The following is a 25,617-nucleotide window of genomic DNA, read 5'->3' as shown; positions in this document are numbered from 1 at the left end:
AATGGCCCCGTTAGTTGATTCATGGATTAATAGGCGCAACCCACCAATCACGATACGGATATCGAGATGAGCCTGTTAACCGAAGAAACTTGCGCAGTAATCCTGGACTTCCGCCTACCGCCCGAATTCCATGCGCCTGCCGATGGTGTCAATGAAACCATTGTCAGCGTCAAAGTTTTCAATTCCCAATCGCCTATTAACATCAAGGACTGGCACCGTGCTGCGATCTTCGACGCCGGCTGGAAATTTGACTTCCCTCATCACTACGGCGATGTAGGCGTCAGGTACCAAGTCAATGTGCAGATCCTTCATGACCAAATACCGTTGCTGATCGAGCAGGACTACTTCGTCACTGTCAACAACACTCCCCATCGCCAAACCCTGCACCTGAGCCCGATCGGGTTTCTATATGTCGAGGCTCAAGAAGCCGAGATTGTTGCGCCAGAAGAAGCGGTCACCATCAGTCTGCATGAAGCAGAGTCTCCCGAAGTTGAGCTGGTGCATGTCAAACAGGACGAACAGTCAGTCTCCGGGTTTTATCTGAAATATGATCCTGACAGCGTTATACCCGGTAAACGCTATGCACTGACGGGTATTGAAAACCGCTACCATCAACGTCTTGTGATTTCGCCTGAACAAGTCGAACTGGCTCCCGCGATGCCCAACACAAGCGCGCTGTCGTTTCAGAAATTAATGCAGTGGCTGGAAAAACCCTTACGTTTGTTCACTGACGCTGGCACCAAAATCCGCTAGATTTCCTTCGGCGCCGGGATTCTTCCGGCGCAACCGTCTCAGAGGTCCCGATGAAAAAACTCACCCTTCTCGCCGCAGCTACCCTGTTGAGCGCCTGCCAGTCGACCACCCCCGCCGGCAAAGTCGGCCTCGACGGCGAAGTGTTCTACCTGCAACGCATCGCCCTGCCACCAAGCGCGACCCTGAGCGTGAGCCTGCAGGACGTGTCGCTGGCCGACGCACCGGCGGTGGTCATCGACGAACAGAAAGGCCCGGTCAAAGGCCAGGTGCCGCTGCCGTTCCACTTGAGTTACGATCCGGCCCAGGTCAAACCCGGCCACCGCTACTCGGTCAGCGCGCGCATCGAAGTCAACGGCGAGCTGATGTTCATCACCACCGAGAACCACGCCGTGCAACTGGACGGCAACGATCCGCAGCCGCTGAAAATCCGCGTCGACGCCATTCGCTAATTGTCTTTCAAGGAAGCTGCCATGCTCCGCCCTACCCTTCGCTTCGCCGGCCTGTGCGCGGGCTTGATGATCTCTGCCAGCGCCCTGGCACTGTCGCTCAGCGACCTCTCGCAACAAGACGCCACCGGCGGCCTCAAGGACGCCCTGACCCAAGGCGCGCAAATCGCCGTCAAACAACTCGGCACCCCGGGCGGCTTCAGCAACAACCCGGAAGTGAAAATCGAACTGCCGGGCAAACTCGGCAAAGTCGCCGGCAAGATGAAAGCCTTCGGCATGGGCGCCCAGGTCGACGAACTCGAAACCGCCATGAACAAGGCCGCAGAAAGCGCCGTAACCCAGGCCCAGCCGATCCTCGTCGACGCCGTGAAGAAAATGACCGTGGCCGACGCCAAGGGCATCCTCAGCGGCGGCACTGACTCGGCCACCCAATACCTGGACAAAACCAGCCGCGAACAGATCCGCGCCAAGTTCCTGCCCATCGTCAAACAAGCCACCGACAAAGTCGGCGTCGCACAAAAGTACAACGCCTTCGCCGGCCAGGCCGCGACCCTGGGGGTGGTGGATGCGAAGAGCGCCAACGTCGAAAACTACGTCACTGAACAAGCGCTCAATGGCCTGTTCGAAATGATCGGCAAACAGGAAGAAACCATTCGCAAGAATCCGGCTGCTGCAGCGACGGGTCTGGCGAAGAAAGTGTTCGGCACCTTGTAATTTTTGCCGCGGCACGAAAAAGCCCGCTGAACCTGTGAAGGTCAGCGGGCTTTTTGTTGCGTGTCAGCCTTGCGGATCGACTTGATCGAGGACGCGGTTAACCGACAGCTCCGCGAGCGAAATCATCTGCTGGATACCGAGAAGCTGACTGCACGTCGGACCGCTCAGGGTAAACGCCAACTCACTGGCCATGACATTGGCCGAGGCCAGCGTTTCACAGGCATGGGCGAGCAAGGTTTCGGAATCGACTTCGGGGAGGACAGTGAAGATTGTGCTGGGCTGAGTGACGGGTTTGGGCTGTTTTTCAGGCTCGGGCAGAAGGTAGTGATCGAGCGCACGCAGGGCTGCGTCGTGGAGCTTGCGCGAGTCGAGGAAGGCGTAGGGGGAGACGGGGTCGGTTGGCCGTTCGGGGGTGGATTCTGGTGCGGATTCGGGGGGATTCGGGGTGTGTTTGAACATGGTGGAACTCCTGAAGTAGTGGAGCCGCCACCGTTCGCTGCGAAACGAATGTAAGGTGGCAGCTGTACGCAGGTTCGCAGACCGGGACTTCAGGCACCCGGCATACCCGAAGGTATCCCGCGCACAACCGCCATGACACAGGCATAAAAAAGCGCCCGCTTTCGGATGGTGGACGCTGTGCGTCTGAAGTTTAACCGGGCTGCGAAACCCGGTCGCTGATTTTTGCAGCGACACACTCAGGCTAGAGATCGCGCTTCCGACGGGCAACCTGAAAACCTTGTGGGAAGGTTCTGGTTATCTGGAACATTTTTAAACAGAGCAAAGAGGTTGGGTGGCTGGGCGGGCCTCTTCGCGAGCAAGCTCGCTCCCACAGTGGGATTGGGTGCAGGCAGTTGGAGATTGGTCGGCTGTCAGGCCGCCTTCGCGAGCAAGCCCGCTCCCACATTTGGATTGGGTGTGGGCAGTTGGAGATTGGTCGGCTACTAGACCGCCATCGCGAGCAGGCTCACTCCTACAGAGGGATTGGGTGCAGGCAGTTGGAGATTGGTCGACTGTCAGGCCGCCTTCGCGAGCAAGCCCGCTCCCACATTTGGATTGGGTGTGGGCAGTTGGAGATTGGTCGGCTACTAGACCGCCATCGCGAGCAGGCTCACTCCTACAGAGGGATTGGGTGAGTCAGTTGGAGATTGGTCGGCTGTCAGGCCGCCATCGCTGGCAAGCCAGCTCCCACAGAAAAGCAAAGCAGTCCAGACAGACCACATGCTTTTCACCACTCAACAGGATGAGCGCAAGCTCGGCTGCAGCTTTTGATCTTGCCGTGCCGGCCCCTTCGGCAGGCTGAGTGGAGGGGTTTATCCGGGGGTAGGCGCGCAGCGCCATGCGGCGAAGCCGCATACATCGAGAGGAGGTGCAGCGAAGCAAACCGGAGGCGATGCCCCCGGATGAACCCCGCAACGAAGGAACCCGAGCCTAAGCGAGGGCCGTACGCCGGGGCCCAGCCTTTTGGTTACTTTTCGGCGTCTGGAAAAGTGACTCGCCGTAAGGGCGAAACCGCCAGCGGCAGCACCCTAAGCAACGGATATACACCCAAAACCCCAGGAACCTGGTCGGCCCAAAGGCCGCCAAGTCCAAAACCATCAAGCGTCGCGACGCACTCGGAACCAGGCCGCATACAAAGCAGGCAAAAACAAAAGCGTTAAAGCCGTAGCCACAATCAACCCCCCCATGATCGCCACCGCCATCGGCCCGAAAAACACACTGCGCGACAAAGGAATCATCGCCAGCACCGCCGCCAACGCCGTCAACACAATCGGCCGAAACCGCCGCACCGTCGCCTCGATAATCGCCTGCCAAGGCTTGAGACCAGAGGCAATATCCTGCTCGATCTGATCCACCAGAATCACCGAGTTACGCATGATCATCCCCGACAGCGCGATCGTCCCCAGCATCGCCACAAACCCGAACGGCTGGCGGAACACCATCAGAAACAACACCACCCCGATCAACCCCAGCGGCGCCGTCAGAAACACCATCGCCGTGCGTGAGAAACTGCGCAATTGCACCATCAACAGCGTCAGCACCACCACAATGAACATCGGCACCCCGGCATTCACCGACTTCTGCCCACGCTCCGAATCCTCCACCGTGCCGCCAACATCCAGCAGATACCCGTCAGGCAATTCGGCACGGATCGGATCCAGCGTCGGCTCGATCTGCTTCACCAGCGTCGCCGGCTGCTCCTTGCCATAAATGTCGGCACGCACAGTCACGGTCGGCAGACGATTACGGTGCCAGATGATCCCTTCCTCAAACCCGTATTCCAGCGTGGCAATCTGCGACAGCGCCACACTGCGACCGTTATCGGTCGGCACCGCCAGACTCGGCAGCAACGTCAACTCGGTGCGCTCATGCACCGTGCCGCGCAGCAGAATCTCGATCAACTCGTTGTCCTCGCGGTACTGGCTGACACTCGAGCCAGTCAGCGAACTCTGGAGGAATTTCGCCAGATTGGCCGTGCTCACACCGAGCGCCCGCGCACGATCCTGATCGATGTTCAGGTAAACCACTTTGCTCGGCTCTTCCCAATCCAGGTGCACGTTGACCACATGCGGGTTCTCGCGCACCTTGGCCGCCACTTTGCGCGCCAGCGCACGGACTTCCTCGATGTGTTCACCGGTGACGCGGAACTGCACCGGATAGCCAACAGGCGGGCCGTTTTCCAGACGCGTGACCCGCGAACGCAGGGTCGGGAATTGCTCGTTAAGGGTCTCGATCAACCAGGTGCGCAGGGTCTCGCGCTCTTCGATGTTTTTCGCCAATACCACAAACTGAGCGAAGCTCGCCGCCGGCAGTTGTTGATCCAGCGGCAGGTAGAAGCGCGGCGAACCGGTGCCGACATACGCCACATAGTTATCGATGCCGGCGTGATCCTTGAGCATCGCTTCCAAGCGTTTGACCTCGGCCGTGGTGTTGGCCAGCGACGCCCCTTCAGCGAGTTTCAGATCGACCATCAACTCCAATCGATTGGAGGCCGGGAAGAACTGCTGCGGGACGAAACGGAACAGCATCACCGACGCAATAAACAGCCCCACTGTCAGCACAATCACCGTTTTGCGGTGCGCCACGCACCACTCCACCAGACGTCGAACCCGTTGATAAAACGGCGTGCCATACGGGTCGGCTTGCCCGTCAGTCGTGCCATGTTTGGCCGCATGAATCTTCGCCAGATCCGGCAGGAGTTTTTCCCCCAGATACGGCACAAACATCACCGCTGCCACCCATGAGGCGAGCAACGCGATGGTCACCACCTGAAAGATCGAACGGGTGTATTCGCCAGTGCCGGACTGCGCGGTGGCGATCGGTAGAAAACCCGCGGCGGTGATCAGCGTACCGGTAAGCATCGGGAACGCAGTGCTGGTCCAAGCGTAGCTCGCAGCCTTGATCCGGTCGAAGCCCTGCTCCATTTTGATCGCCATCATTTCCACGGCGATGATCGCGTCGTCCACCAGCAAACCCAGCGCCAGCACCAGCGCGCCGAGCGAGATCTTGTGCAGGCCGATGCCCAGGTAATACATGCAGGCGAAGGTCATCGCCAGCACCAGCGGAATGGTCAACGCGACCACCATCCCGGTGCGCACGCCGAGGGAGAAGAAGCTCACCAGCAACACGATCGCCAGCGCCTCGACCAGCACCTGGACGAACTCGCCGACCCCGGTTTTCACCGCCGCCGGTTGGTCGGACACCTTGCGCAATTGCATGCCGGCCGGAAGGTTTTTCTGCAGGCGCGAGAACTCGCCTTCCAGCGCTTTGCCCAGCACCAGAATGTCGCCGCCGTCCTTCATCGCTACTGCGAGGCCAATGGCATCTTCACCCATGAAGCGCATGCGCGGCGCCGGTGGATCGTTGAAACCGCGATGCACATCGGCGACATCGGAGATGCGGAACGTCCGGTCACCGACGCGGATCGGGAAGTTCTTGATCTCCTCGACCGTCTGAAAATTCCCCGAAACCCGCAGTTGTACACGCTCGCTGCCGGTTTCAAAGAAGCCGGCGGTGGACACCGCGTTCTGCTCTTGCAGCGCTTGCTGCACGGCCGCCAGTGGCAAGCCAAGGGTGGCGAGTTTGACGTTGGACAACTCGACCCAAATCTTCTCGTCCTGCAAACCGAGCAGATCGACCTTGCCGACATCTTTGACTCGTTGCAGCTGAATCTGGATACGGTCGGCGTAATCCTTGAGCACCGCGTAATCGAAACCGTCGCCGGTCAGCGCATAGATGTTGCCGAACGTGGTGCCGAATTCATCGTTGAAGAACGGCCCCTGAATATCCGGCGGCAAGGTCTGACGAATGTCACTGACCTTCTTGCGCACCTGGTACCAGAGGTCGGGGATTTCCTTGGAATGCATCGAATCGCGGGCAATGAACGTGACCTGCGACTCACCCGGGCGGGAGAACGACACGATGCGTTCGTACTCGCCGGTTTCCATCAATTTCTTTTCGATGCGTTCAGTGACCTGACGCGAGACTTCCTGCGCGGTCGCCCCCGGCCAGCGGGTCTGAATGACCATGGCCTTGAAGGTGAACGGCGGGTCTTCGCTCTGGCCGAGCTTGGTGTAGGACAAGGCGCCGACGATGGCCAGCAAAAGCATCAGGAACAGGACGATCTGGCGATTACGCAGCGCCCATTCAGAAAGGTTGAAGCGCATCGGGACTTACTCCTTGTCCGCCAGATTGACCACTCGGTTGGAGCGATCCACAGGCCGCACCTGCTGACCTTCGAGCAATACGTGAACACCGGCGGCCACCACCCAGTCGCTGGCGTTGAGGCCTTCGAGCACTGGCACGCTTTTCTCGCCGAACGGGCCGATACGCACTGGAGTCTTTTTCAGGGTGTTGTTGGCGCTGACGACCCAGACGTAGGTCGCGCCATTTTCCGCGGTGAGCGCCGAGAGCGGCACCGACAGCGGCACGCTTTCTGCCGATTGCACGAACACCCGGGCGCTCTGCCCGAGCTCAGCCGGGACTTTGCCACTGGTGAACGAGATGCGCGCGGCGAAGGTGCGGGATTTCGGGTCGGCTGCCGGCGACAGTTCACGAATCTGCCCGGCGAAGCGCTGGTTCTGCTGGGTCCACAGTTCAACGGTGACTGGCTGGCCGACCTTGAACCGCCCGAAGCTCTGCTCCGGCAGGCTGATCGACACTTCACGCTCGCCATCGGTGGCGAGGGTGAACACGGTTTGCCCGGCGGCAACCACTTGCCCGACTTCCACCGAACGCTTGGCCACCACGCCGTCCTGCGGCGCGCGCAACACGGCGTAACTGGCCTGGTTGGTCGAGACGTTGAATTCGGCCTTGATCTGCTTGAGGCGGGCCTCGCCGGAACGGTAGAGATTTTCCGCGTTGTCGTAGGCCGAACGACTGACCATCTGCCGCTCCATCAAGGTTTTGTAGCGGTCACGCTCGGCGCGTACCAGATTCAGATTGGCTTCGGCGGCGGCGACCTGTGCGCGGGTGGCTTCCAGTTGCAGGCGCACATCCTGCGGATCGAGCTCGGCCAATGGCTGATCGGCCTTCACTCGCTGACCTTCTTCGACCAGTCGTCGGCTGACTTTGCCGCCAATGCGGAATGCTAGATCCGGTTCGTAACGGGCGCGCACCTCGCCCGGATAACTTTCCATCGCCTGCGCTGAAGGCTCTGGCTGCACCACCATGGCCGGTCGAATGCTGACTTGCGTCGCCTCTTCCTGACCGCATGCGGACAATAAAACAGCCAGGCTGACTGGCACGGCAAACGACAACGCATGGCGGAACATGGTGACGGACCTTTCGCTAATGGTGCTTGGAATATTTATACTGGCCGGTATGGTATTAATAGCAAACTCACCAGTCCAGTATTAAAAGCGAAGAATGTCGAACAATCTTGCAGCTCCAAACGGCCCGGGCCGTCCGAAAGATCCGGCCAAGCGCCGGGCGATCCTCGACGCGGCGAAAACCCTGTTTCTGAGTCACGGCTACGCCAACACCAGCATGGACGCGGTCGCCGCCGAGGCCGGCGTGTCGAAATTGACGGTTTACAGCCACTTCAACGACAAGGAGACGCTGTTCTCCTCCGCGGTAATGGCCAAATGCGAGGAGCAGTTACCGCCGCTGTTCTTCGAATTGCCCGCCGGAATCCCCGTGGAAAATGTGTTGCTGAACATTGCCCGAGGCTTTCATCAACTGATCAACAGCGACGAGTCGGTGAATCTGCATCGCTTGATGATGGCGCTGGGCACGCAGGATCCGAAGCTGTCACAGATTTTCTTCGACGCCGGCCCCGAGCGCATGGTGCAAGGCATGGAGCGGCTGCTGAAACGCATCGACGAGACCGGCGCGCTGCGCATCGACCTGCCGCGTAATGCGGCCGAGCATTTCTTCTGCCTGATCAAGGGCGCGGGGAATTTTCGTTTGCTGTATTGCTGCGGTGAGCCGCTGAGCGAAGAGGCGGCAGAGAGTCATGTGCAGGAAGTGGTGGGGTTGTTCATGCGGGCGTATCGGCGCTGATTTTGCGGAGTTTTTGCGGACGCCTTCGCGAGCAAGCTCGCTCCCACATTTGAAATGCATTCCAAATGTGGGAGCGAGCTTGCTCGCGAATGGGCGCAACTCGGTCTTAAGGTTTTAACGCTTTCTTCGGGTAGATGTCATACCGGCTCGACTTGCCATCCAGCGCATGGCTCGGCTTCGGCCCCTCGATGCACGGTGCCTTGCGCGGGCGCTTGACCACCACCCGGTGTGTCGCCAGGGCCAGCGCCGCTTCGAGCAATGCCGGCGCATCCGGATCATCCCCGACCAGTGGCCGGAACAGGCGCATCTCTTTTTTCACCAGCGCGGTTTTCTCGCGGTGCGGGAACATCGGGTCGAGGTAGATCACCTGCGGCGGCTCGCCTTCCCAGTTGCGCATGACCTCGATCGAGTTGCCCTTGAGCAGCTTCATCCGCGCGACAATCGGCGCCACATCGAAATCTTCCGCCGCCCGCGCCAGACCATCCTCCAGCAACGCGCCGATCAACGGCTGACGCTCGATCAGGCTCATCTCGCAACCCAGACTGGCCAGCACGAACGCATCCTTGCCCAGCCCCGCCGTGGCATCCAGCACCCGTGGGCGCACGCCTTGAGCAATGCCGACCGCCTTGGCGATCATCTGCCCGCTGCCGCCGCCGTACAGACGCCGATGCGCCGCGCCACCTTCGACGAAATCCACCCGCACCGGCCCTGGTGCGTCCGGGCCGAGCTGCTGCAGCTGCAAACCCTGCTCGCCGACCTGCAAGGCGAACTCGCCGCCGTCCACCTGCAGCGGCAGGCCCAGACGCTCGGCCCACTGCTCGGCTTGCGCTTCAAACGTCGGGCCGAGGGCCTGGACATGGATGCGGCAGGCCGCGGGTTGCTCAATCATGAAAACACGCTCAAAAAAGTTAAGGATCGGCAAAAAGTGGCCGATAAACCAATCAACGCGCATTTTGCCAGAGCTGAGCGTCAACCGAAAAAAATGTCAGGCATTCTTCCCACATCGATTGGCTACATTTCGCCCAAGGGCGACTTCAGCCGTCATAACACTCAAGCATTGGGCGGCGTCAGTCACCTGTGGCAGGATTTCTTTGCCCAGGCGATGGCCGAACAAACGAGTGATGTGGTGCCGGCCTGTGGCACCTTTCCACCGGTTGACCTGAACAGCCCGGAAGAACCGACCCTGGGCAGCGAGCTGCACGCGCACATCGTCGAGCAGCGTCAGTGCGATGTGGTCGAGACCGAAGTGCGTCCGCCGGAGCCGCTGTTCCTGCCGATCGCCGAGTTCGAAACCGATCTGCTGGACAAGCCGTTCCCACCGTTCCCGCCAGAAGAACTCAAGGCTCAGCAAGAGCAGCAGGACTTCGACAGCAGTTGGGTCCGTCCAATCGTGATCAACAATGGTCAGCCGCTTCCCGAGCCTGGCCCGGCGCCACAGAAGAAGCCGCTGTACCTGCCGATTGCCGAATTCGACCTCGACCTGCTGCAAAAACCTTATCCGCCGTTCCCGCCGGAAGACATCGTCGAGCAGCAGAAGGCTTTGGACTTCGATAACGGTTGGGCGCGCCCGATCGTCCTGCAGAACCTGCGCCTCGCCGCCTGATCCCTCAGCGACACACGCTCCAGCGCCCGACATCGACATGAAAGTGATTGCGGTGGGCGGCGTTGTAATCCGGACTCAACACCACACTGAACGCCTCACAGGCGCCATCGCGCACCTGCCGCAGAAACTGCGCATCCTGATTCTGCTTCGGCCAGTCCTTGAGCACGCTGATGCTGCGCCCGTCCGCCAGCCGAAAACCGCTGATGTCCAGCGCATCGGCACTGGCATGCCGGCTGAGCGCCCCGCTCTCGCGGTTATAGACATTGCGACAGGCAAAGCTGCCGAGGTGATCAAGGCGCGCCACCCTCTGCCCGTAAACAGATTGCGCGGCGGGTTGCAGGGTATGCCGTTCAAACATCGCGTAAGCCACCGCCAGCGGGCAACTGGCGAGGAAGCTGCTGCTCAGCGCCACCTCGCCGCCCTGCACGCGCACGGTGCCGATCAGCGGGCACTTGGCATCGGGACTGTCGGCTTGCGCGGTGACGCGCAGACCCGAGTTGCTCAGGACTTGTGCGCATAATTCGGGATTGCCGCGCAGGCGCATCAGCTTGAAACCGGTCAACCCGTTCGGCGCTGCCTTCACGTCCAGCGGCGCCCACGGGTTCCACTCGGCCGGCACATCGAGCCAGCCGCGCCAGACGCTGAGCACGGCACCCGCGATGATCAGCAGTAACGACAGCGCGATCCAGCGACCCATGCTCAGCCTTTGAAAAACTGATTGGCCTTGGCGTACGGCATCGACTGCGACGTAAAGCCGAACGTCCCGCGCTGCTGGATCTCTTCAGCCGCGCGGAAGAACTCGCCGAACGCTGCCAAGGCCAGCGCCGAGCCGGTGCTGATCCTGCGCACACCCATTTCTTCCAACTCCTGTACGGTCAGTTTCAAACCGCCGGACATGAGCACGTTGACCGGTTTTGGCGCCACCGCGCGCACCACCGCCAACACCTCTTCGGCGCTGCGCAGACCCGGCGCATACAGCACGTCGGCACCCGCCTCGGCAAAGGCTTGCAGGCGGCGAATGGTGTCGTTGAGATCGGGATTACCGTGCAGGTAGTTTTCCGCGCGGGCGGTCAAGATGAAGGGAAATGGCAGCGTGCGCACCGCAGCGACGGCGGCTTCGATGCGTGCCACGGCGTGTTCGAAGCAGTAGATCGGCGCATCGGCACGGCCCGTGGCGTCCTCGATCGAACCACCCACCGCGCCGGCCTCGGCGGCACGCAACAGGCTTTTCGCGCATTCGGCGGGGTCATCGGCGAAACCGTTTTCCAGATCCACCGCTACCGGCAAATCCGTGGCCGCGACAATCGCCCGGACGTTGGCCAAGGTGTCATCGAGACTCAGGGCGCCGTCGGCCTTGCCCTGGGAAAACGCGTAACCGGCACTGGTGGTTGCCAGTGCCTGATAGCCCAGACTGGCGAGCATCTTCGCCGAGCCGGCATCCCAAGGGTTGGGAATCACGAAAATCCCCGCACCTTCATGCAGGGCCTTGAAGGCCTGAGCTTTGCGGGTTTGTTCTTGAAGGGCGTGGGCGTCCATCGGCAGGCTCCTGGGCAGGGGAAAAACCCGCCTTCAGAGCAAGCCGAGTTGCTCGGCGGCGGGTTCTCTGTATAGCTCAGGCAGGGATGGCAGGCCAGGCAAACGTTGCATCAATTGTGCGTGAAAACGTTGCGCCAGCTTCGCCGCCATGACGTTGTCGGCGGTGTGCAGGAAGATGTACGGCGTGCGGCCCTCTTCGATCCACTCGGCGATTTTCGCCACCCACGGCACCAGGAACGGATCATTGGCTTCCAGCTCGGGGTGGCCGATGAAGCGCACCTGCGGGAACTGGGTGAACGCCGCCGGCCGCGTCGGCACCCGGGGCTTTTTCGATTGCGCGTGGATCACCGAAGACTCGGTCGACAGGCAACTGAACAGCGCCCGTGGATCGAGGCAGATGCGTTCTACGCCACGGTCGAGCAGCAAGCGATTGAGCAGGCGTTCGCTCTCACCCTTGGCGAAGAACTGTTCGTGACGCACTTCCACCGCCAGTGGCCGGTCCAGCGCGTCGATGAACGCGGTCAGCTCCGGCAGTCGATGCGGGGTGAAGCTTTTCGACAGTTGCAGCCACAGCGGCGAAACGCGTTCGCCGAGCGGGCTGAGGAGGTTTACGAAGGTTTCGGCGGCGGTCAGTTGATCGCGCAGATCACCGCTGTGGCTGATGTCGCCGGGAAACTTGGCGGTGAAGCGAAAGTGTTCGGGCATGGTCTCGGCCCAGCGCTGCACGGTGGCCGGCGACGGACTGGCGTAGAAGGTCGTGTTGCCTTCGACGGCGTTGAACACTTGGGAGTAGAGAGCGAGGAAGTCGGAGGTCTTGGCGTCTTCGGGGTACAGATACTCGCGCCAGGCGTTTTCACTCCAGGACGGACAACCGAGGTAGTAAGGCAGATCCATCAGATGTACAGGTCGAGGCCCAGCACATCCGCATCCCAATCGACAAAACCGGCGGTGCTCAGGTAGCTGGCGAGGGCCATCGCTACGCTTTTGCTCATGGCGCGGTGATAAATCATGTCTTGCTGACGGGCAGGCAGATTGGCCAGGCGTTGTGCGGAGGCTTTGGCAGCGCGGGCGGCCAGTTGCTCTTCAGTCGGGAATTCCAGCTCGCCGTCGATATCGTCGACGGATTCATCCAGCGCCACATTGCCTTTGCGAGGCTTGCGCTTGATGGGGTAGGACTGAGAGGAGAGGCCGTCTATACGCATAAATTCATGCTCGGTATCGATGATGGCAATTTAGCGGCACTTGGCCGACTTAGCAAATTGCCGAGTGATAACTAGAACACATAAAGCGCAAAAGGTTTAAAGCCCGGGGTTGGAAACTGACGATTGGCAGAATTTGGAATAAGACACGGAGTTTGTGGAGGGCTTTTGTGGTGAGGGGATTTATCCCCGATCGGCTGCGAAGCAGTCGCCGATTTTGGGGCCGCTTCGCGACCCATCGGGGATAAATCCCCTCACCACAGAAGCTTCCCCGCCAGAAGTCAGGCCTCAGCGAGCCTTGGGGGTGGCGACTTTGTCGCGCAGGTAAACCGGTTGCGCGTCATCGGCAGGGATCGACTCGCCGCGTTCCCAGGCAAACCGCGCCAGGGTCAGCAGGTCTTCGGCGTGAGGCAACATGCCGGCATCGGAGCCGGTGAGGTTGACCGCGATCCGCTCGCCATAGCCCCAACCGGTACCTGCACCGAACCACTCACCGCTGGCATCGGCCGGCAGCGCCGCGACTTCCGGCGGCAGTACCGCCTCGACGCCGACCAGACGCATCTCGCCCGCCGATTCGCGGTAGCAGCCCCAATACACTTCATCCATCCGCGCATCGATAGCCGCCGCGACCTGGCTGACGCCGTGTTCGCGATATGCACGTTGCGCCAGGACGGCGAGGTTGGACACCGGCAGCACCGGACGATCCAGCGCGAACGCCAGCCCCTGCACCACGCCGATGGCAATCCGCACACCGGTAAACGCACCCGGCCCGCGACCGAACGCGATCGCGTCCACCGCTTGCAACGTGGTGCCAGCGTCCGCCAGCAGTTGCTGGATCATCGGCAGCAGCTTCTGCGCGTGCAGACGCGGGATCACCTCGTAATGGCTCGTGACCTTGCCGTCATGCAGCAAGGCAACGGAGCAAGCTTCGGTCGCGGTGTCCAGGGCCAGCAAGGTGCTCATCGATGTATCCAAAACAGGTGGGGGAAAAAGTGCGTCAGTATAAACAACTACGGCCCGCAAGCGGGCCGTGGATGATGCAGCCGATCAGCTTTTTCAGCTCAGCGCTTCGAGCACCTTGGCGGTGATCGCTTCAACCGAACCTACGCCCGGAATGTGGCTGTACTTCGGCTTGCCGTTGGCAGCGGAAAGCTTCTGGTAGAAGTCCACCAGCGGCTTGGTCTGCGAATGGTAGACCGACAGGCGATGACGTACGGTTTCTTCGGTGTCGTCCTTGCGCTGCACCAGATCGTCGCCGGTAACGTCGTCTTTGCCAGCCACTTTCGGCGGGTTGTAGACGATGTGGTAGACGCGGCCACTGGCCTCGTGAACGCGACGACCGGCGATACGCTGAACGATTTCTTCGTCTTCAACAGCGATTTCAACCACGGCGTCCAGCTCGACACCGGCAGTTACCAGCGCTTCGGCCTGTGGAATGGTGCGCGGGAAACCGTCGAACAGAAAGCCGTTGGCGCAGTCTGGTTGAGCGATGCGATCCTGCACCAGCGCGATGATCAGGTCATCCGACACCAGGCCGCCGGCATCCATGATGCTCTTGGCTTGAACGCCCAGCGGAGTGCCAGCCTTGACCGCTGCACGCAGCATGTCGCCGGTGGAGATTTGCGGAATGCCGAATTTCTCGGTGATGAACTTAGCCTGAGTACCTTTACCGGCCCCGGGAGCTCCCAGCAGAATGACGCGCATCGATGTGCTCCTCAATTTTTTATATAGAAAACAACGGGATTCGCCTCTTTGGGCCAATCTCAAAAAAACGGGTCGTGGCCGCACAAACGGCCAAAGGCTGATCAAGATACACAGCAGGCTGCGCCCACACAAGACGCCAAAAGTCGGAGAAACCGGCGCCCGCCGCGACCTTGCGACGCGGTAACCCAAGTCGCAACCCCATCACTAACTGTCGCCTGACCGCACTTTCTCCCTGTGTACAGAGCGGCACCCGGCCTGTGCACCGGGTGCCTGATGCCACCGCAAAAACCTTAGCCGGTATTGCGCAACCCGGCGGCAATCCCCGCCACAGACACCAGCAGCGCCTGCTCCACCGGGCTGCCCTGCTCGACATTCTGCTGCCGTGAACGGGCCAACAGCTCGGCCTGCAATAGATGTAGCGGATCAAGATAAGTGTTGCGCAGACGGATGAATTCCAGGGTGTCTGGGCTATGTGCCAGCAGTTGCGACTGCCCGGTCAAGCCGAGCACCACCGCACACGCCTGCGACAATAGGTCGCGTAACTGCGCGCCCAACGGCAGCAAGTCCGGCTCGACCAGACGCTGGTCGTACGAAAGCGCGATGTCGGCGTCGGCCTTGGCCAGGACCATTTCCAGCATGTCGATACGGGTGCGGAAGAACGGCCACTGTTCGCGCATCTGCCCGAGCAGTTCGCCCTCGCCACGCGCCAGCGCCTTGCTCAGCGCAGTTTCCCAGCCGAGCCACGCCGGCAGCATCAGCCGCGTTTGCGTCCAGCCGAAGATCCACGGAATCGCCCGCAGACTCTCGATCCCACCGGCACGGCGCTTGGCCGGACGGCTGCCAAGGGGCAAGCGCCCCAGTTCCTGCTCCGGCGTCGATTGGCGGAAATACTCGACGAACTGCGGATTTTCACGCACCACGGCGCGGTACGCGGCGACGCCATCGGCGGCCAGTTCATCCATCAGGTGTCGCCATTCGGGCGTCGGTGGCGGTGGTGGCAACAACGTCGCTTCCAGCACGGCAGCCAGATACAGATTGAGGTTCTGCTCGGCGATGTCCGGCAGGCCGAATTTGAATCGAATCATTTCGCCCTGCTCGGTGGTGCGGAAGCGCCCCGCCACCGAGCCCGGCGGCTGCGACAGAATCGCCGCGTGCGCCGGACCGCCGCCACGGCCCACGGTGCCACCGCGACCGTGGAACAACAGCAGTTCGACTTGCTGCTCGCGGCAGATCTCCACCAGCCGCTCCTGCGCGCGATATTGCGCCCACGCCGCCGCGGTGGTACCGGCGTCCTTGGCCGAGTCGGAATAACCGATCATCACTTCCTGCGGGCCTTGCAGCCTCGCGCGGTAGCCCGGCAGCAGCAACAGACGCTCCATCACCGGCCCGGCGTTGTCGAGGTCGGCGAGGGTTTCGAACAGCGGCACCACACGCATCGGCCGCAGCACGCCGGACTCTTTCAGCAGCAGTTGCACTGCCAGCACGTCGGAGGCGGCGCCCGCCATCGAGATCACGTAGGAACCCAGCGAGGCGCCCGGTGCGGCAGCGATTTCCTTGCAGGTGGCGAGTACTTCAGCGGTGTCGGCGGACGGTTTGAAATGCGCCGGCAGCAGTGGGCGACGATTGCTCAATTCGCGGGTGAGGAAGCTGATGCGCTGTTCTTCATCCCAGTCTTCGTAGCGACCGAGGCCGAGGTAGTCGGTGATTTCGGTCATCGCCGAGCTATGCCGCGTCGAGTCCTGACGCACATCGAGGCGCACCAGGAACAGGCCGAAGGTTACCGCCCGGCGCAGACAATCGAGCAACGGCCCGTCGGCGATCACGCCCATGCCACATTCGTGCAGCGAGTTGAAACACAGTTCCAGCGGATCAAGCAGGTCGCGATTGTTGTGCAACACATCGGCCGGTGCCGGCGTGGGCGCAGTCAGCGACGCATGGGCCCAGTTGCGCGTGGCGCGCAGGCGTTCGCGCAATTGCTTGAGCACCGCCCGATAAGGTTCGGCGCTGTCGCCGGCCTTGGCCTTGAGCGCGTCGCTGGCCTGCTGCATCGACAGCTCGGCGGCCAGGTGATCGACATCGCGCAGGTACAGGTCGGCAGCCATCCAGCGCGCCAGCAACAGCACTTCGCGGGTCACTGCGGCCGTGACATTCGGGTTGCCGTCGCGATCGCCACCCATCCACGAGGCAAAGCGAATCGGCGCCGCCTCCAGTGGCAAGCGCAGGCCCGTCGCTTCATACAGCGCCTTGTCGGCCTTGCGCATATGGTTGGGGATCGCCTGCCACAGCGAATGCTCGATCACCGCAAAACCCCATTTCGCTTCGTCGACCGGGGTCGGCCGGGTGCGGCGGATTTCTTCGGTGTGCCAGGCTTCGGCAATCAGCCGTTGCAGGGTGTTCTGGATCTGTTCGCGTTCGGCGCTGGTCAGATCGCGATGATCCTGCGCGGCCAGCTGCGCAGCGATCGCGTCGTACTTCTGAATCAACGTGCGCCGCGCCACCTCGGTCGGGTGGGCGGTCAGCACCAGTTCGATTTCCAGGCGCGCCAGTTGTCGCGCCAGCGATTCGGCGCTGTGACCTTCATTGCGCAGGCGGGCGAGCAGTTCCGGCAGCACGCGGGACTCGAACGGCGCGGGCTGCGACTCTTCGCGGCGATGAATCAGCTGATACTGCTCGGCGATGTTCGCCAGGTTGAGAAACTGGTTGAACGCCCGCGCCACCGGCAGCAGTTCGTCTTCGCTCAACTGATTGAGGCTGGCGCTGAGTTCGGCGTCCATCGAGCCACGGCGGTCGGCCTTGGCGCCCTTGCGGATCTGCTCGATCTTGTCGAGAAATTCCTCGCCGTACTGGTCACGGATGGTATTGCCCAACAGCTCACCGAGCAGGTGAACGTCCTCGCGCAAGCGTGCATCAATATCGGTCATCAGCAGTTCTCCAGCGTTAATCGGGACGGCGCAGAAACGAATGCTTTGCCCAGAGAGTGCCGCTCTACGGCGCTTCTTACAAGCAGACGACGAAGGGACTTTAAACCTTGTGGCTTGAAGCTAGTCTCAACAGTAAGCCGTACAACGGCTTGCCGCCGGCCCCGCCGGACACTCACCCAGGCCTGCCACGAGCAGGCGCGAAATGAGGTCATCATGAAAATTCGTGAACTCGCCCAGCATTGGGAAGAAAACGCCAAGGGTCGCCTGACCGACACCGGCTACACGATTCATCTGGACGTCGAGGCCGCTGCGCGGCTGGCGGCGATCGCCGAGATGTACCCCAAACGCCACCCGGAAGAACTGCTCGGCGAACTGATCGGCGCCGCGCTCGAAGAGTTCGAGGCGAGCCTGCCGTATGTGAAAGGCTCGACGGTGGTGGCGACTGATGAGGAAGGTGATCCGCTGTATGAAGATGTCGGGCCGACACCGCGGTTTCTGGCGCTTTCTCGCCGGCATCTGCAGGATTTATCCGCCGCTGCCGGCAAGCAAAAACACTGACACAACAAAGATCAAACTGTAGGAGTGAGCCTGCTCGCGATAGCGGTGTATCTGTGGCTTTTGATGCTGACTGACACACTGCTATCGCGAGCAGGCTCACTCCTACAGGGTCGTGTTTCCTTTTGAAAAGTTTTCTGACTTTCCCCCGCGCGTACCTCTCCCCGCCTCCAAAGTTCCCGGTTTAGAGCCTTGTCCGTTTGGTCAAAAAAAAATTTGGCGATAGGCCATCTTTTCTGAACTTTTGAAAAACGCCTCCGGTCGGAAGCTGTAACCACGCCTGGAACGAGCGTTTCAAAAACGCGCTTTTACACGACGCTTGCGGCTCCTCGACCAGGATGGATTTTCGGTTTTATCAGGAGTTAAACAATGGAGTTGAAGACCATGAAGACCCAAACCTCGTTCTCCCACCTGCGCGGTCTGAAACTGGCTGCTCTGGCTATCGGTACCAGCTTCGTTCTGGCCGGTTGCGCCGGTAACCCGCCGACCGAGCAGTACGCCGTGACTCAATCGGCCGTCAACAGCGCCGTCAGCGCCGGTGGTACCGAGTTCGCTGCAGTGGAAATGAAGCAGGCTCAGGACAAGCTCAAGCAAGCCGAAATTGCCATGCACGACAAGAAGTATGAACAGGCTCGCACCCTCGCCGAACAAGCTGAATGGGACGCTCGCGTAGCAGAACGCAAGGCTCAGGCTGCCAAGGCCGAACAGGCTGTGAAGGATTCCCAGAAAGGTGTTCAGGAACTGCGTCAGGAAAGTCAGCGCACCGTGCAGTAAGCGCGCATCCCGAATCGCAAAGCTGAAACTTTTATCGATAGAAAGGACGACAAATTATGCGTAAGCAACTGATGATCCCCCCTCTTCTGGCCGCAAGCGTTGCCCTGGCTGCCTGCTCCACTCCGCCTAACCCGAACCTGGAACAGGCGCGCACCAACTACGCCGGCCTGCAGGCCAACCCACAGGCAAGCAAAGTCGCTGCCCTGGAAACCAAGGACGCCAGCGATTACCTGGACAAGGCCGACAAGGCTTATCTGGACAAGCAAGACGCAGCCAAGGTTGACCAACTGGCCTACCTGACCAACCAGCGCGTGGAAGTGGCCAAGCAGACCATCGCCCTGCGCACCGCTGAAAACAACCTGAAAAACGCTGCCGCGCAACGTGCTCAGGCGCGTCTGGACGCTCGTGATCAGCAGATCAAACAACTGCAGCAGAGCCTGAACGCCAAGCAGACCGATCGCGGTACCTTGGTGACTTTCGGTGACGTGCTGTTCGCCACCAACAAGGCTGACCTGAAATCCAGCGGTCTGGTGAACATCAACAAACTGGCGCAATTCCTTCAGGAAAACCCTGATCGCAAAGTGATCGTCGAGGGTTACACCGACAGCACCGGCGCGGCTTCGTACAACCAGTCGCTGTCCGAGCGTCGCGCGACCTCGGTACAAGTCGCTCTGATCAAGATGGGCGTAGATCCTTCGCGCATCGTGGTTCAGGGTTATGGCAAGGAATACCCGGTTGCTGATAACAGCAGCGTCTCGGGTCGTGCGATGAACCGTCGTGTGGAAGTGACCATTTCCAACGACAACCAGCCAGTGATGCCACGTTCGGCGGTCAGCTCGAACTAAGCAACACGCGCTAACGCAAAAGCCCCGTCTGAGTGATCAGGCGGGGCTTTTTTGGTGGGAGCTGAAATTGCGGCCCCTCACCCCAGCCCTCTCCCGAGGGAGAGGGAGCCAAATGGGGGATTCTCAAGAAATACATCGACCTGAAAGTGCTTGGCCGAATCAATAATCGACACAATCTTTCAGGTCGGCGTAACTCGAAGGCCCCCTCGGTCAATCCCCTCTCCCACTGGGAGAGGGTTAGGGTGAGGGCTGAACCTGCAGAATCACTCCTCCAGCTTCTGCGGAGTCTCTTCACCCATGCAGCGCACGGCTTTTTTCTGCGCATTGATCAGCACCCCGGTCAGGCCTTTCTGCTCGGTGTCGAACAGCACCAGCACGCCATCGATGCACTGCGCCACTTGCGGCGCCGGGTCGAGCGAGACTTTGTAGTCTTCGCCCGGCACGGTCTTGAGCATGGTGAATTCGTTGAGCAGCAGCGCATCCTCGGGTTTGGCGAAGTGCAGGTAACCGTAGTACCACAGCGCCCCGACGGTGCCGAGGATGCTGCAGATACCGGTGATGATCAGCGGGATGGCGTTACGTTCTTCAGTCATTGCGGACTCTCATCTTCAGAATTCGGGGCTTGCGGGTAGTTCGGGATCTCGCCGAGGCGGCGCAGGCCGTTGAAATGTTCGGGATCTTCCAGATAGCGCAGCATCACCTGGCGCCAGACAGGGTCGCCGAAGGTCTGCACGTGGCCGCCGCGGGTCAGTTGCAGCACGCGCGGTGGCGGCGCAGCCTGATACAGGCGGATGGCGTTGGCCATTGGCACCAGCGGGTCATCGATGCTGTGAAAGATCAGTTTCGGCACGCCCGTGAGCTGCGGCATCGAGTTGATCGCGCTGTCGCCGTCCGGCACCAGCCACGACAGCGGCACCTGCAACGGCCAGGTCAGCCATGAGGTGCTGAGGGCGTACTGGCCGACGCTGCGGTAACTGGCGGGCACACCGTCGAGCACGAAGGCCTTGAGTTGCTTCTGCCGCTCCGGGTGCTGCACCAGCCAATGCACGGCCATCGAGCCGCCGAGGCTCTGGCCGAGGAGGATCAGCGGTTTGCCTTTGACTTCTGGCGCCTTGTCGAGCCAGGCGAACGCGGCGTCGATGTCCTGATAGATCGCCGGCAGGCTCGGCTTGCCCTCGGACAAGCCATACCCGCGATAGTCCACCAGCAGCACCTGATAGCCGTTTTTCGGCAACCACCAACTGCCGCCGAGGTGCATCGGCAGGTTGCCGCCGTTGCCGTGCAGGTGCAGGACTGTGCCTTTGACTTCGACGCCAGATTTGGCCGGTAGCCACCAGGCGTTCAGCTTCAAGCCATCCGTCGTGACCAATGTGACGGTGCGGTATTCGAGCTTGGCTTTTTCCGGGGTGAAGATCTGGCCCGGTTCGGGGTAGAACAACAACGAACTGCAACCACTGAGGGTCAGGAGCAGGCAAAGGATGCCGAGGATTCTCATCCGGTGAAACCTCGCAGAATTCGAATTGGAATACAGTCAAAAACTGTAGGAGTGAGCCTGCTCGCGATAGCGGTGTGCCAGTCGATATTTATGTTGATTGACACACTGCTATCGCGAGCAGGCTCACTCCTACAAGGGGTTTGTGTGTGGTTCAGAGGATATTGGAGTAATCCGCCTCGATCCGGTCCAGGCTCAAGTGATTAAGGAAGTTGGAGAAGCACATCCACGCCGACAGCGCGTTCATGTCACGGAACTGTTCCGGCAAATATTTCGGCGGCACCACCAGACCTTCATCGACCAACTGACGCAGGGTACGCATGTCTTCCAGGGTGGTCTTGCCGCAGAACAGCAGCGGCACTTGCTCAAGCTTGCCCTTACGCACGGCCAACTGAATGTAGTTGTAAACCATGATAAAGCCCTTGAGATAGGACAAGTCTTTGGTGAATGGCAGACCGGTCGGGGTCGAACCACGGAACACCCGGCTGGCGTTGCCGTAGCTTTCGGCCATTTCAAAGCCCTGCTCGCGGAAGAACTCGAACACCTGCAAAAAGTCCGCGCCCTCCTCGACCATGTGAATCGCGCGGGTGCGGTTGGTCAGTTTGCGCAGACGGCTTGGGTAGGAGGCGAAGGTGATGATTTCCATCAGGATCGCCAGGCCTTCCTGGGTCACCGTCGACGACGGTGGGCCTTTGGACAGGAAGGTGCAGATCGGCTGGTTCAAGCCATTGAGCGTGGTGCCGACGTGCACCAGACCTTCGTGGACCTCCAGTGCACGCACGTCGCGGTTGTTGAACAGCGCGTCGGTGCGGATCTTGATGTAGTCGGCGCCTGCCGCCGCGTCGGCGACGATGCCGTCGGACTCGAACACGCGGATGGTTTCCTCGGCCTCGCCAAATACCTTGTTCAACCGGGTTTGCAGCAGGTGCACGGCATCCTTGGCGGTGAGGATCTTCGGTTCGTCCTTCAGGTCGCCACGGCCATCAATGTTGTTCAGGTAGTCGGACATCATCAGGCCGAGGTCGGCCAGGGTCGGGTCGCCGGCGTGGAACGCATCGGAGGCGGCGCCGTAGAGTTCCTGGGAGATCAGGCCGAAATCCTCGGTGCCGCGCGCTTCGAGCATGCGCACCACCATGCGGTATTCCTTGCACATGCGCCGCATGATCTGCCCGACCGGGTTGAACTGGCCGAGCTGGCGGGTGATGTCGCGCTCGATGTTCTGGAATTCCAGTTTGACCTTGCTCGAATCGAAGGACAGCGGCCGATTGAGGTAGTAGTCGCGATCCACCGCCGGCATTTCCTTGCCCTTGGCCTTGAGAAAGCCCTTGCGGATGTTCTCGTCCCACTTCACCGCATCGAGCACGCGGATCGGCGTCTGCGCCAGCACAATGCGATCGGACAGCGTGCGTATCGTCTGCTGGTAATCGTCCACCCGAAACTCCTGTAGAAAACTGAATTATTTGGCGCGGGCCTGGCGCTGATAGCGCGCGGCCTCGACGAATACATCGGAATTGGCCGGATCGTCGAGGTAAGCAAAGACCTTGTCGAGGCTACTGTCGACTTGCACGCCGTCGCCATCGTCCTCGGTCTGGAAAGCCTTGCCGTCGAGGGCTTGCTGCTTGATCGCCTGATTGATCTGTTCGAGGTCGAGGTTGTACACCACCAGCTCGTGTTTGTCGGTGAGTTCGAAACCGGCGATGGTGTATTGGCCACCGTAACGCGCCGGGACTTTCGCCGACAGGTACCAGCGACTGCCATGGCGCGACACGGTGAACGGGTACGCCTCGCGCTCGTGAGGCCGGGCCTTGAACCAGGTGATGGCCTGATAGCGATCGTTGCCGACGCGGGTCAGCTCAAGGTTCATCGGCTCGCCCCAGGCATTGGTGCTCGACCACGTGCCCAGCAGGCCCTTGGGCGCCGGGTCACTGGCAGGCAGCGGATCCTTGAAGGTCACCAGACAGCCGCTGAGCAGCAGGAACGACAAGGCGATCAGCACGCCACGCCAGGCTTTCATTCAATACTCCCTATGAACATATCCCGCCCTGATGATCCGGCTCAGTCCCCTTGTGGGAGCGGGCTTGCTCGCGAAGGCGGTGGGTCAGTCAACTGAAGCGTTGAATGTGATACCGCCTTCGCGAGCAAGCCCGCTCCCACAGGGGATTTCCATCAGCTGTCAGACCGAGGCCAGGACCAGATGCATGTACCGCGTCAGAATCCCGAGCATGTCCTGTTCGGCCAAAGGCTCGGCTTCGTTGAGCAGGCCCTGATATTCCATCCGTCCGATAATCGCCGTCAACACCTTGGCATCCTGCTGCGGTTCACGCGAGCCCAGCACCTGGAACAACTGGCAGGTGCCTTGCAGCAGAATTTGCTGATGGGAGCGCACCAGATCCGCCAGCCGCGGGTTGAGCAGCGCTTCCTGGCGGAACGCCTGCTCGGCCATCAGGTGCTCGCGGCGGTTGACCAGTTGCCGGTGCACGTAGTCAGCCATCAGCCGCGCGATGTCATCCGCCAGTTTCGAGCGCGACTCGGGGCTGCCGTCGCCACTGACGACCATCTCGCGCAGCAGGCCTTCGTTGTTGATCCACAGCTTGGCCATGTAGGCCGCGCTGCGTTCAACGTACTGGGCGAAGGTATCGGTGAGCAGGTCATCGATATCCTTGAAGTAATAAGTAGTGGCCGACAGTGGCACACCGGCCTCGGCCGCCACCGCACGGTGGCGCACGGCGCGCACGCCGTCACGCACGACAATGCGCATCGCCGCGTCGAGAATGTCCTGTCGACGCTGCTCACTGCCCTGTCGGCTGGCCTTGCGGCCTTGGTACTGAACACTTTCAGCGACCGCAGTGGCGATACCCGCTGCACCTTCTTGAGCGATTGCAACCATCACGACTGGACTTCCTCTGCTATTGCAAAATTAACCAATTGATACATTTGTACCAGACAGGCAATAAAAAGCCGCCTGTTTTAGGCGGCTTTTTAACTGAAACGTTTACGCTTGCGGTCGCATGTGCGGGAACAGGATCACATCGCGGATCGATGGCGAGTTGGTCAGCAACATCACCAGACGGTCGATGCCGATACCTTCACCGGCCGTTGGCGGCATGCCGTACTCCAGCGCGCGCACGAAATCGGCGTCGTAGTGCATGGCTTCGTCGTCGCCGGCGTCCTTGTCGGCCACCTGCGCCATGAAGCGCTCGGCCTGGTCTTCCGCGTCGTTCAACTCGGAGTAGGCGTTGGCGATTTCACGGCCGCCGATGAACAGCTCGAAACGGTCGGTGACGTTCGGGTTCTCGTCATTACGACGGGCCAGCGGCGACACTTCGAACGGGTACTGAGTGATGAAGTGCGGCTGCTCCAGCTTGTGCTCGACCAGCTCTTCGAAAATCATCACCTGCAGCTTGCCCAGACCTTCGAAGCCCAGCACCTTGGCGCCGGCCTTCTTGGCGATGGCGCGCGCCTTGTCGATGTCGTTCAGGTCATCGGCGGTCAGCTCAGGGTTGTACTTGAGGATCGAGTCGAACACCGACAGACGGGCAAACGGCTCGCCGAAGTGGAACACCTTGTCGCCGTACGGCACGTCGGTGCTGCCCAGCACCAGCTGTGCCAGTTCACGGAACAGTTCTTCGGTCAGGTCCATGTTGTCTTCGTAGTCGGCGTAAGCCTGGTAGAACTCCAGCATGGTGAATTCAGGGTTGTGACGCGTCGAAACGCCTTCGTTACGGAAGTTGCGGTTGATCTCGAACACTTTCTCGAAACCGCCAACCACCAGACGCTTCAGATACAGCTCAGGCGCGATACGCAGGAACATTTCCATGTCCAGCGCATTGTGGTGGGTTTCGAACGGCTTGGCTGCGGCGCCGCCTGGAATGGTCTGCAGCATCGGCGTCTCGACTTCGAGGAAGTCGCGCTTCATCAGGAAGCTGCGGATGTGCGCGATCACTTGCGAACGCACGCGGAAGGTCTGGCGCACGTCTTCGTTGACGATCAGGTCGACGTAACGCTGACGGTAGCGCTGTTCGGTGTCGGTCAGGCCGTGATGCTTGTCCGGCAGCGGGCGCAGCGACTTGGTCAGCAGGCGCACGTTGGTCATTTCGACGTACAGGTCGCCCTTGCCGGAACGCGCCAGGGTGCCTTCGGCGGCAATGATGTCGCCCATGTCCCAGGTCTTGACGGCGGCCAGGGTGTCTTCGGACAGGGTTTTACGGTTGACGTAGACCTGGATGCGACCGGTCATGTCCTGGATCACCATGAACGAGCCACGGTTGAGCATGATGCGACCGGCAACCTTGACCGGGATTGCAGCCTCGGCCAGCTCTTCCTTGGTCTTGTCCGCGTATTTCTTCTGCAGATCTTCGCAGTAGTTTTCGCGGCGGAAGTCGTTCGGGAAGGCGTTGCCCTTGGCGCGCTCGGCAGCCAGCTTTTCCTTGCGCAGGGCGATCAGGGAGTTTTCTTCCTGTTGCAGGGCTTGCGGGTCGAGTTGTTGGTCGCTCATGTCTTCAGATATTCCATCAGGTTCGTTGCCCCCGGACCTGGCGGCCCGGGAATCGCCAGCAGGGCTGGCTCCTACAGGG

Annotated in this window: 25 protein-coding genes; 8 read left to right on the top strand and 17 right to left on the bottom strand. The window is 60.7% G+C overall.

Annotated elements, in window-relative coordinates; translation table 11 throughout:
* Window positions 1-66 precede the first annotated feature (66 nt).
* The 3 genes from E3Z29_RS08165 to E3Z29_RS08155 are packed head-to-tail and all read left to right on the top strand — an operon-like array spanning window position 67 to window position 1,913.
* Window positions 67-753: a hypothetical protein gene (locus E3Z29_RS08165; protein WP_134785534.1), complete on the top strand. Its 687-nt coding sequence runs from the start codon at window positions 67-69 to the stop codon at window positions 751-753.
* Between the two features lie 50 nt (window positions 754-803).
* Window positions 804-1,202 (top strand): YbaY family lipoprotein, encoded by a 399-nt coding sequence (locus tag E3Z29_RS08160; RefSeq protein ID WP_098967439.1) that lies wholly within the window; start codon window positions 804-806, stop codon window positions 1,200-1,202.
* Between the two features lie 21 nt (window positions 1,203-1,223).
* Window positions 1,224-1,913, top strand: a complete 690-nt coding sequence (locus tag E3Z29_RS08155) for a DUF4197 domain-containing protein (RefSeq protein WP_086792179.1) — start codon at window positions 1,224-1,226, stop codon at window positions 1,911-1,913.
* A gap of 63 nt (window positions 1,914-1,976) precedes the next feature.
* Here E3Z29_RS08155 and E3Z29_RS08150 read toward each other — a convergent pair whose 3' ends face one another.
* The 3 genes from E3Z29_RS08150 to E3Z29_RS08140 form a co-directional block, all read right to left on the bottom strand.
* Window positions 1,977-2,372, bottom strand: coding sequence for a DUF6124 family protein (locus tag E3Z29_RS08150; RefSeq protein WP_134785533.1), 396 nt, complete (start codon window positions 2,370-2,372; stop codon window positions 1,977-1,979).
* A gap of 1,136 nt (window positions 2,373-3,508) precedes the next feature.
* Complete coding sequence (locus E3Z29_RS08145; RefSeq protein WP_096795818.1) at window positions 3,509-6,577, bottom strand: efflux RND transporter permease subunit; 3,069 nt, start codon at window positions 6,575-6,577, stop codon at window positions 3,509-3,511.
* Between the two features lie 6 nt (window positions 6,578-6,583).
* A complete protein-coding gene (locus tag E3Z29_RS08140; RefSeq protein ID WP_134785532.1) occupies window positions 6,584-7,684 on the bottom strand; it encodes an efflux RND transporter periplasmic adaptor subunit in 1,101 nt (366 codons plus the stop codon).
* 94 nt (window positions 7,685-7,778) lie between these two features.
* Here E3Z29_RS08140 and E3Z29_RS08135 point away from each other — a divergent pair, with 94 nt between their 5' ends.
* Window positions 7,779-8,414: a TetR/AcrR family transcriptional regulator gene (locus E3Z29_RS08135; protein ID WP_134785531.1), complete on the top strand. Its 636-nt coding sequence runs from the start codon at window positions 7,779-7,781 to the stop codon at window positions 8,412-8,414.
* Between the two features lie 106 nt (window positions 8,415-8,520).
* On the opposite strand, the gene E3Z29_RS08130 is transcribed toward E3Z29_RS08135, so the two are convergent.
* Window positions 8,521-9,303, bottom strand: coding sequence for a class I SAM-dependent methyltransferase (locus E3Z29_RS08130; protein ID WP_103368429.1), 783 nt, complete (start codon window positions 9,301-9,303; stop codon window positions 8,521-8,523).
* Window positions 9,304-9,396: 93 nt separating this feature from the next.
* On the opposite strand from E3Z29_RS08130, the gene E3Z29_RS08125 reads away from it, so the two are divergent.
* Window positions 9,397-10,017: an energy transducer TonB gene (locus tag E3Z29_RS08125; RefSeq protein ID WP_134787555.1), complete on the top strand. Its 621-nt coding sequence runs from the start codon at window positions 9,397-9,399 to the stop codon at window positions 10,015-10,017.
* 4 nt (window positions 10,018-10,021) lie between these two features.
* Here the strand turns inward: E3Z29_RS08125 and E3Z29_RS08120 are convergent, their stop codons facing one another.
* The 7 genes from E3Z29_RS08120 to ppc all read right to left on the bottom strand — a co-directional run bounded on the left by E3Z29_RS08120 (window position 10,022) and on the right by ppc (window position 17,377).
* Complete coding sequence (locus E3Z29_RS08120) at window positions 10,022-10,714, bottom strand: extensin family protein (protein WP_098967431.1); 693 nt, start codon at window positions 10,712-10,714, stop codon at window positions 10,022-10,024.
* A gap of 2 nt (window positions 10,715-10,716) precedes the next feature.
* The gene (locus E3Z29_RS08115; protein ID WP_134785530.1) at window positions 10,717-11,553 is read right to left on the bottom strand and encodes an oxaloacetate decarboxylase; all 837 of its coding nucleotides are present in this window, start codon (window positions 11,551-11,553) and stop codon (window positions 10,717-10,719) included.
* Between the two features lie 33 nt (window positions 11,554-11,586).
* Entirely contained in the window at window positions 11,587-12,447 is an 861-nt protein-coding gene (locus E3Z29_RS08110) for a DUF72 domain-containing protein (RefSeq protein WP_103368432.1), read from the bottom strand.
* Window positions 12,447-12,755, bottom strand: a complete 309-nt coding sequence (locus E3Z29_RS08105) for a hypothetical protein (protein WP_003222071.1) — start codon at window positions 12,753-12,755, stop codon at window positions 12,447-12,449. Before E3Z29_RS08105 ends, E3Z29_RS08110 begins: the two co-directional genes overlap by 1 nt.
* A gap of 285 nt (window positions 12,756-13,040) precedes the next feature.
* Complete coding sequence (gene tsaB / locus E3Z29_RS08100) at window positions 13,041-13,715, bottom strand: tRNA (adenosine(37)-N6)-threonylcarbamoyltransferase complex dimerization subunit type 1 TsaB (protein ID WP_134785529.1); 675 nt, start codon at window positions 13,713-13,715, stop codon at window positions 13,041-13,043.
* Between the two features lie 93 nt (window positions 13,716-13,808).
* Window positions 13,809-14,456: an adenylate kinase gene (gene adk / locus E3Z29_RS08095; protein WP_003222067.1), complete on the bottom strand. Its 648-nt coding sequence runs from the start codon at window positions 14,454-14,456 to the stop codon at window positions 13,809-13,811.
* 290 nt (window positions 14,457-14,746) lie between these two features.
* Entirely contained in the window at window positions 14,747-17,377 is a 2,631-nt protein-coding gene (gene ppc, locus E3Z29_RS08090) for a phosphoenolpyruvate carboxylase (protein ID WP_134785528.1), read from the bottom strand.
* 213 nt (window positions 17,378-17,590) lie between these two features.
* Here ppc and E3Z29_RS08085 point away from each other — a divergent pair, with 213 nt between their 5' ends.
* The 3 genes from E3Z29_RS08085 to E3Z29_RS08075 all read left to right on the top strand — a co-directional run bounded on the left by E3Z29_RS08085 (window position 17,591) and on the right by E3Z29_RS08075 (window position 19,551).
* Window positions 17,591-17,935, top strand: a complete 345-nt coding sequence (locus E3Z29_RS08085; RefSeq protein WP_003222064.1) for a hypothetical protein — start codon at window positions 17,591-17,593, stop codon at window positions 17,933-17,935.
* Window positions 17,936-18,301: 366 nt separating this feature from the next.
* A complete protein-coding gene (locus tag E3Z29_RS08080) occupies window positions 18,302-18,706 on the top strand; it encodes a DUF4398 domain-containing protein (protein WP_007964219.1) in 405 nt (134 codons plus the stop codon).
* Window positions 18,707-18,762: 56 nt separating this feature from the next.
* The gene (locus tag E3Z29_RS08075) at window positions 18,763-19,551 is read left to right on the top strand and encodes an OmpA family protein (protein ID WP_134785527.1); all 789 of its coding nucleotides are present in this window, start codon (window positions 18,763-18,765) and stop codon (window positions 19,549-19,551) included.
* A gap of 263 nt (window positions 19,552-19,814) precedes the next feature.
* Here the strand turns inward: E3Z29_RS08075 and E3Z29_RS08070 are convergent, their stop codons facing one another.
* From E3Z29_RS08070 to lysS, 6 genes are all read right to left on the bottom strand, one after another.
* Window positions 19,815-20,144 (bottom strand): hypothetical protein, encoded by a 330-nt coding sequence (locus tag E3Z29_RS08070; RefSeq protein WP_128615722.1) that lies wholly within the window; start codon window positions 20,142-20,144, stop codon window positions 19,815-19,817.
* A complete protein-coding gene (locus E3Z29_RS08065; protein ID WP_134785526.1) occupies window positions 20,141-21,046 on the bottom strand; it encodes an alpha/beta hydrolase in 906 nt (301 codons plus the stop codon). Before E3Z29_RS08065 ends, E3Z29_RS08070 begins: the two co-directional genes overlap by 4 nt.
* A 151-nt stretch (window positions 21,047-21,197) precedes the next feature.
* The gene (locus E3Z29_RS08060; RefSeq protein ID WP_134785525.1) at window positions 21,198-22,475 is read right to left on the bottom strand and encodes a flavohemoglobin expression-modulating QEGLA motif protein; all 1,278 of its coding nucleotides are present in this window, start codon (window positions 22,473-22,475) and stop codon (window positions 21,198-21,200) included.
* A 24-nt stretch (window positions 22,476-22,499) separates the two neighbouring features.
* A complete protein-coding gene (locus tag E3Z29_RS08055; protein WP_103368437.1) occupies window positions 22,500-23,057 on the bottom strand; it encodes a hypothetical protein in 558 nt (185 codons plus the stop codon).
* A 159-nt stretch (window positions 23,058-23,216) separates the two neighbouring features.
* On the bottom strand, window positions 23,217-23,930 hold the full coding sequence (locus tag E3Z29_RS08045) for a TetR/AcrR family transcriptional regulator (RefSeq protein ID WP_134787554.1): 714 nt from the start codon (window positions 23,928-23,930) through the stop codon (window positions 23,217-23,219).
* 105 nt (window positions 23,931-24,035) lie between these two features.
* Complete coding sequence (gene lysS / locus E3Z29_RS08040; RefSeq protein WP_003222049.1) at window positions 24,036-25,538, bottom strand: lysine--tRNA ligase; 1,503 nt, start codon at window positions 25,536-25,538, stop codon at window positions 24,036-24,038.
* Window positions 25,539-25,617: the final 79 nt, after the last annotated feature.

The organism is Pseudomonas sp. S150, from assembly GCF_004526365.1.
Classification (GTDB): Bacteria; Pseudomonadota; Gammaproteobacteria; order Pseudomonadales; family Pseudomonadaceae; genus Aquipseudomonas; species Aquipseudomonas putida_A.
This window is presented reverse-complemented; position numbering and strand designations above follow the sequence as displayed.

Bases quoted from the DNA above. Each gene is read 5' to 3' on its own strand.
- E3Z29_RS08165 (WP_134785534.1), top strand. From the start codon at position 67: ATGAGCCTGTTAACCGAAGAAACTTGCGCAGTAATCCTGGACTTCCGC.
- E3Z29_RS08160 (WP_098967439.1), top strand. From the start codon at position 804: ATGAAAAAACTCACCCTTCTCGCCGCAGCTACCCTGTTGAGCGCCTGC.
- E3Z29_RS08155 (WP_086792179.1), top strand. From the start codon at position 1,224: ATGCTCCGCCCTACCCTTCGCTTCGCCGGCCTGTGCGCGGGCTTGATG.
- E3Z29_RS08150 (WP_134785533.1), bottom strand. From the start codon at position 2,372: ATGTTCAAACACACCCCGAATCCCCCCGAATCCGCACCAGAATCCACC.
- E3Z29_RS08145 (WP_096795818.1), bottom strand. From the start codon at position 6,577: ATGCGCTTCAACCTTTCTGAATGGGCGCTGCGTAATCGCCAGATCGTC.
- E3Z29_RS08140 (WP_134785532.1), bottom strand. From the start codon at position 7,684: ATGTTCCGCCATGCGTTGTCGTTTGCCGTGCCAGTCAGCCTGGCTGTT.
- E3Z29_RS08135 (WP_134785531.1), top strand. From the start codon at position 7,779: ATGTCGAACAATCTTGCAGCTCCAAACGGCCCGGGCCGTCCGAAAGAT.
- E3Z29_RS08130 (WP_103368429.1), bottom strand. From the start codon at position 9,303: ATGATTGAGCAACCCGCGGCCTGCCGCATCCATGTCCAGGCCCTCGGC.
- E3Z29_RS08125 (WP_134787555.1), top strand. From the start codon at position 9,397: ATGTCAGGCATTCTTCCCACATCGATTGGCTACATTTCGCCCAAGGGC.
- E3Z29_RS08120 (WP_098967431.1), bottom strand. From the start codon at position 10,714: ATGGGTCGCTGGATCGCGCTGTCGTTACTGCTGATCATCGCGGGTGCC.
- E3Z29_RS08115 (WP_134785530.1), bottom strand. From the start codon at position 11,553: ATGGACGCCCACGCCCTTCAAGAACAAACCCGCAAAGCTCAGGCCTTC.
- E3Z29_RS08110 (WP_103368432.1), bottom strand. From the start codon at position 12,447: ATGGATCTGCCTTACTACCTCGGTTGTCCGTCCTGGAGTGAAAACGCC.
- E3Z29_RS08105 (WP_003222071.1), bottom strand. From the start codon at position 12,755: ATGCGTATAGACGGCCTCTCCTCTCAGTCCTACCCCATCAAGCGCAAG.
- tsaB (WP_134785529.1), bottom strand. From the start codon at position 13,715: ATGAGCACCTTGCTGGCCCTGGACACCGCGACCGAAGCTTGCTCCGTT.
- adk (WP_003222067.1), bottom strand. From the start codon at position 14,456: ATGCGCGTCATTCTGCTGGGAGCTCCCGGGGCCGGTAAAGGTACTCAG.
- ppc (WP_134785528.1), bottom strand. From the start codon at position 17,377: ATGACCGATATTGATGCACGCTTGCGCGAGGACGTTCACCTGCTCGGT.
- E3Z29_RS08085 (WP_003222064.1), top strand. From the start codon at position 17,591: ATGAAAATTCGTGAACTCGCCCAGCATTGGGAAGAAAACGCCAAGGGT.
- E3Z29_RS08080 (WP_007964219.1), top strand. From the start codon at position 18,302: ATGGAGTTGAAGACCATGAAGACCCAAACCTCGTTCTCCCACCTGCGC.
- E3Z29_RS08075 (WP_134785527.1), top strand. From the start codon at position 18,763: ATGCGTAAGCAACTGATGATCCCCCCTCTTCTGGCCGCAAGCGTTGCC.
- E3Z29_RS08070 (WP_128615722.1), bottom strand. From the start codon at position 20,144: ATGACTGAAGAACGTAACGCCATCCCGCTGATCATCACCGGTATCTGC.
- E3Z29_RS08065 (WP_134785526.1), bottom strand. From the start codon at position 21,046: ATGAGAATCCTCGGCATCCTTTGCCTGCTCCTGACCCTCAGTGGTTGC.
- E3Z29_RS08055 (WP_103368437.1), bottom strand. From the start codon at position 23,057: ATGAAAGCCTGGCGTGGCGTGCTGATCGCCTTGTCGTTCCTGCTGCTC.
- E3Z29_RS08045 (WP_134787554.1), bottom strand. From the start codon at position 23,930: ATGGTTGCAATCGCTCAAGAAGGTGCAGCGGGTATCGCCACTGCGGTC.
- lysS (WP_003222049.1), bottom strand. From the start codon at position 25,538: ATGAGCGACCAACAACTCGACCCGCAAGCCCTGCAACAGGAAGAAAAC.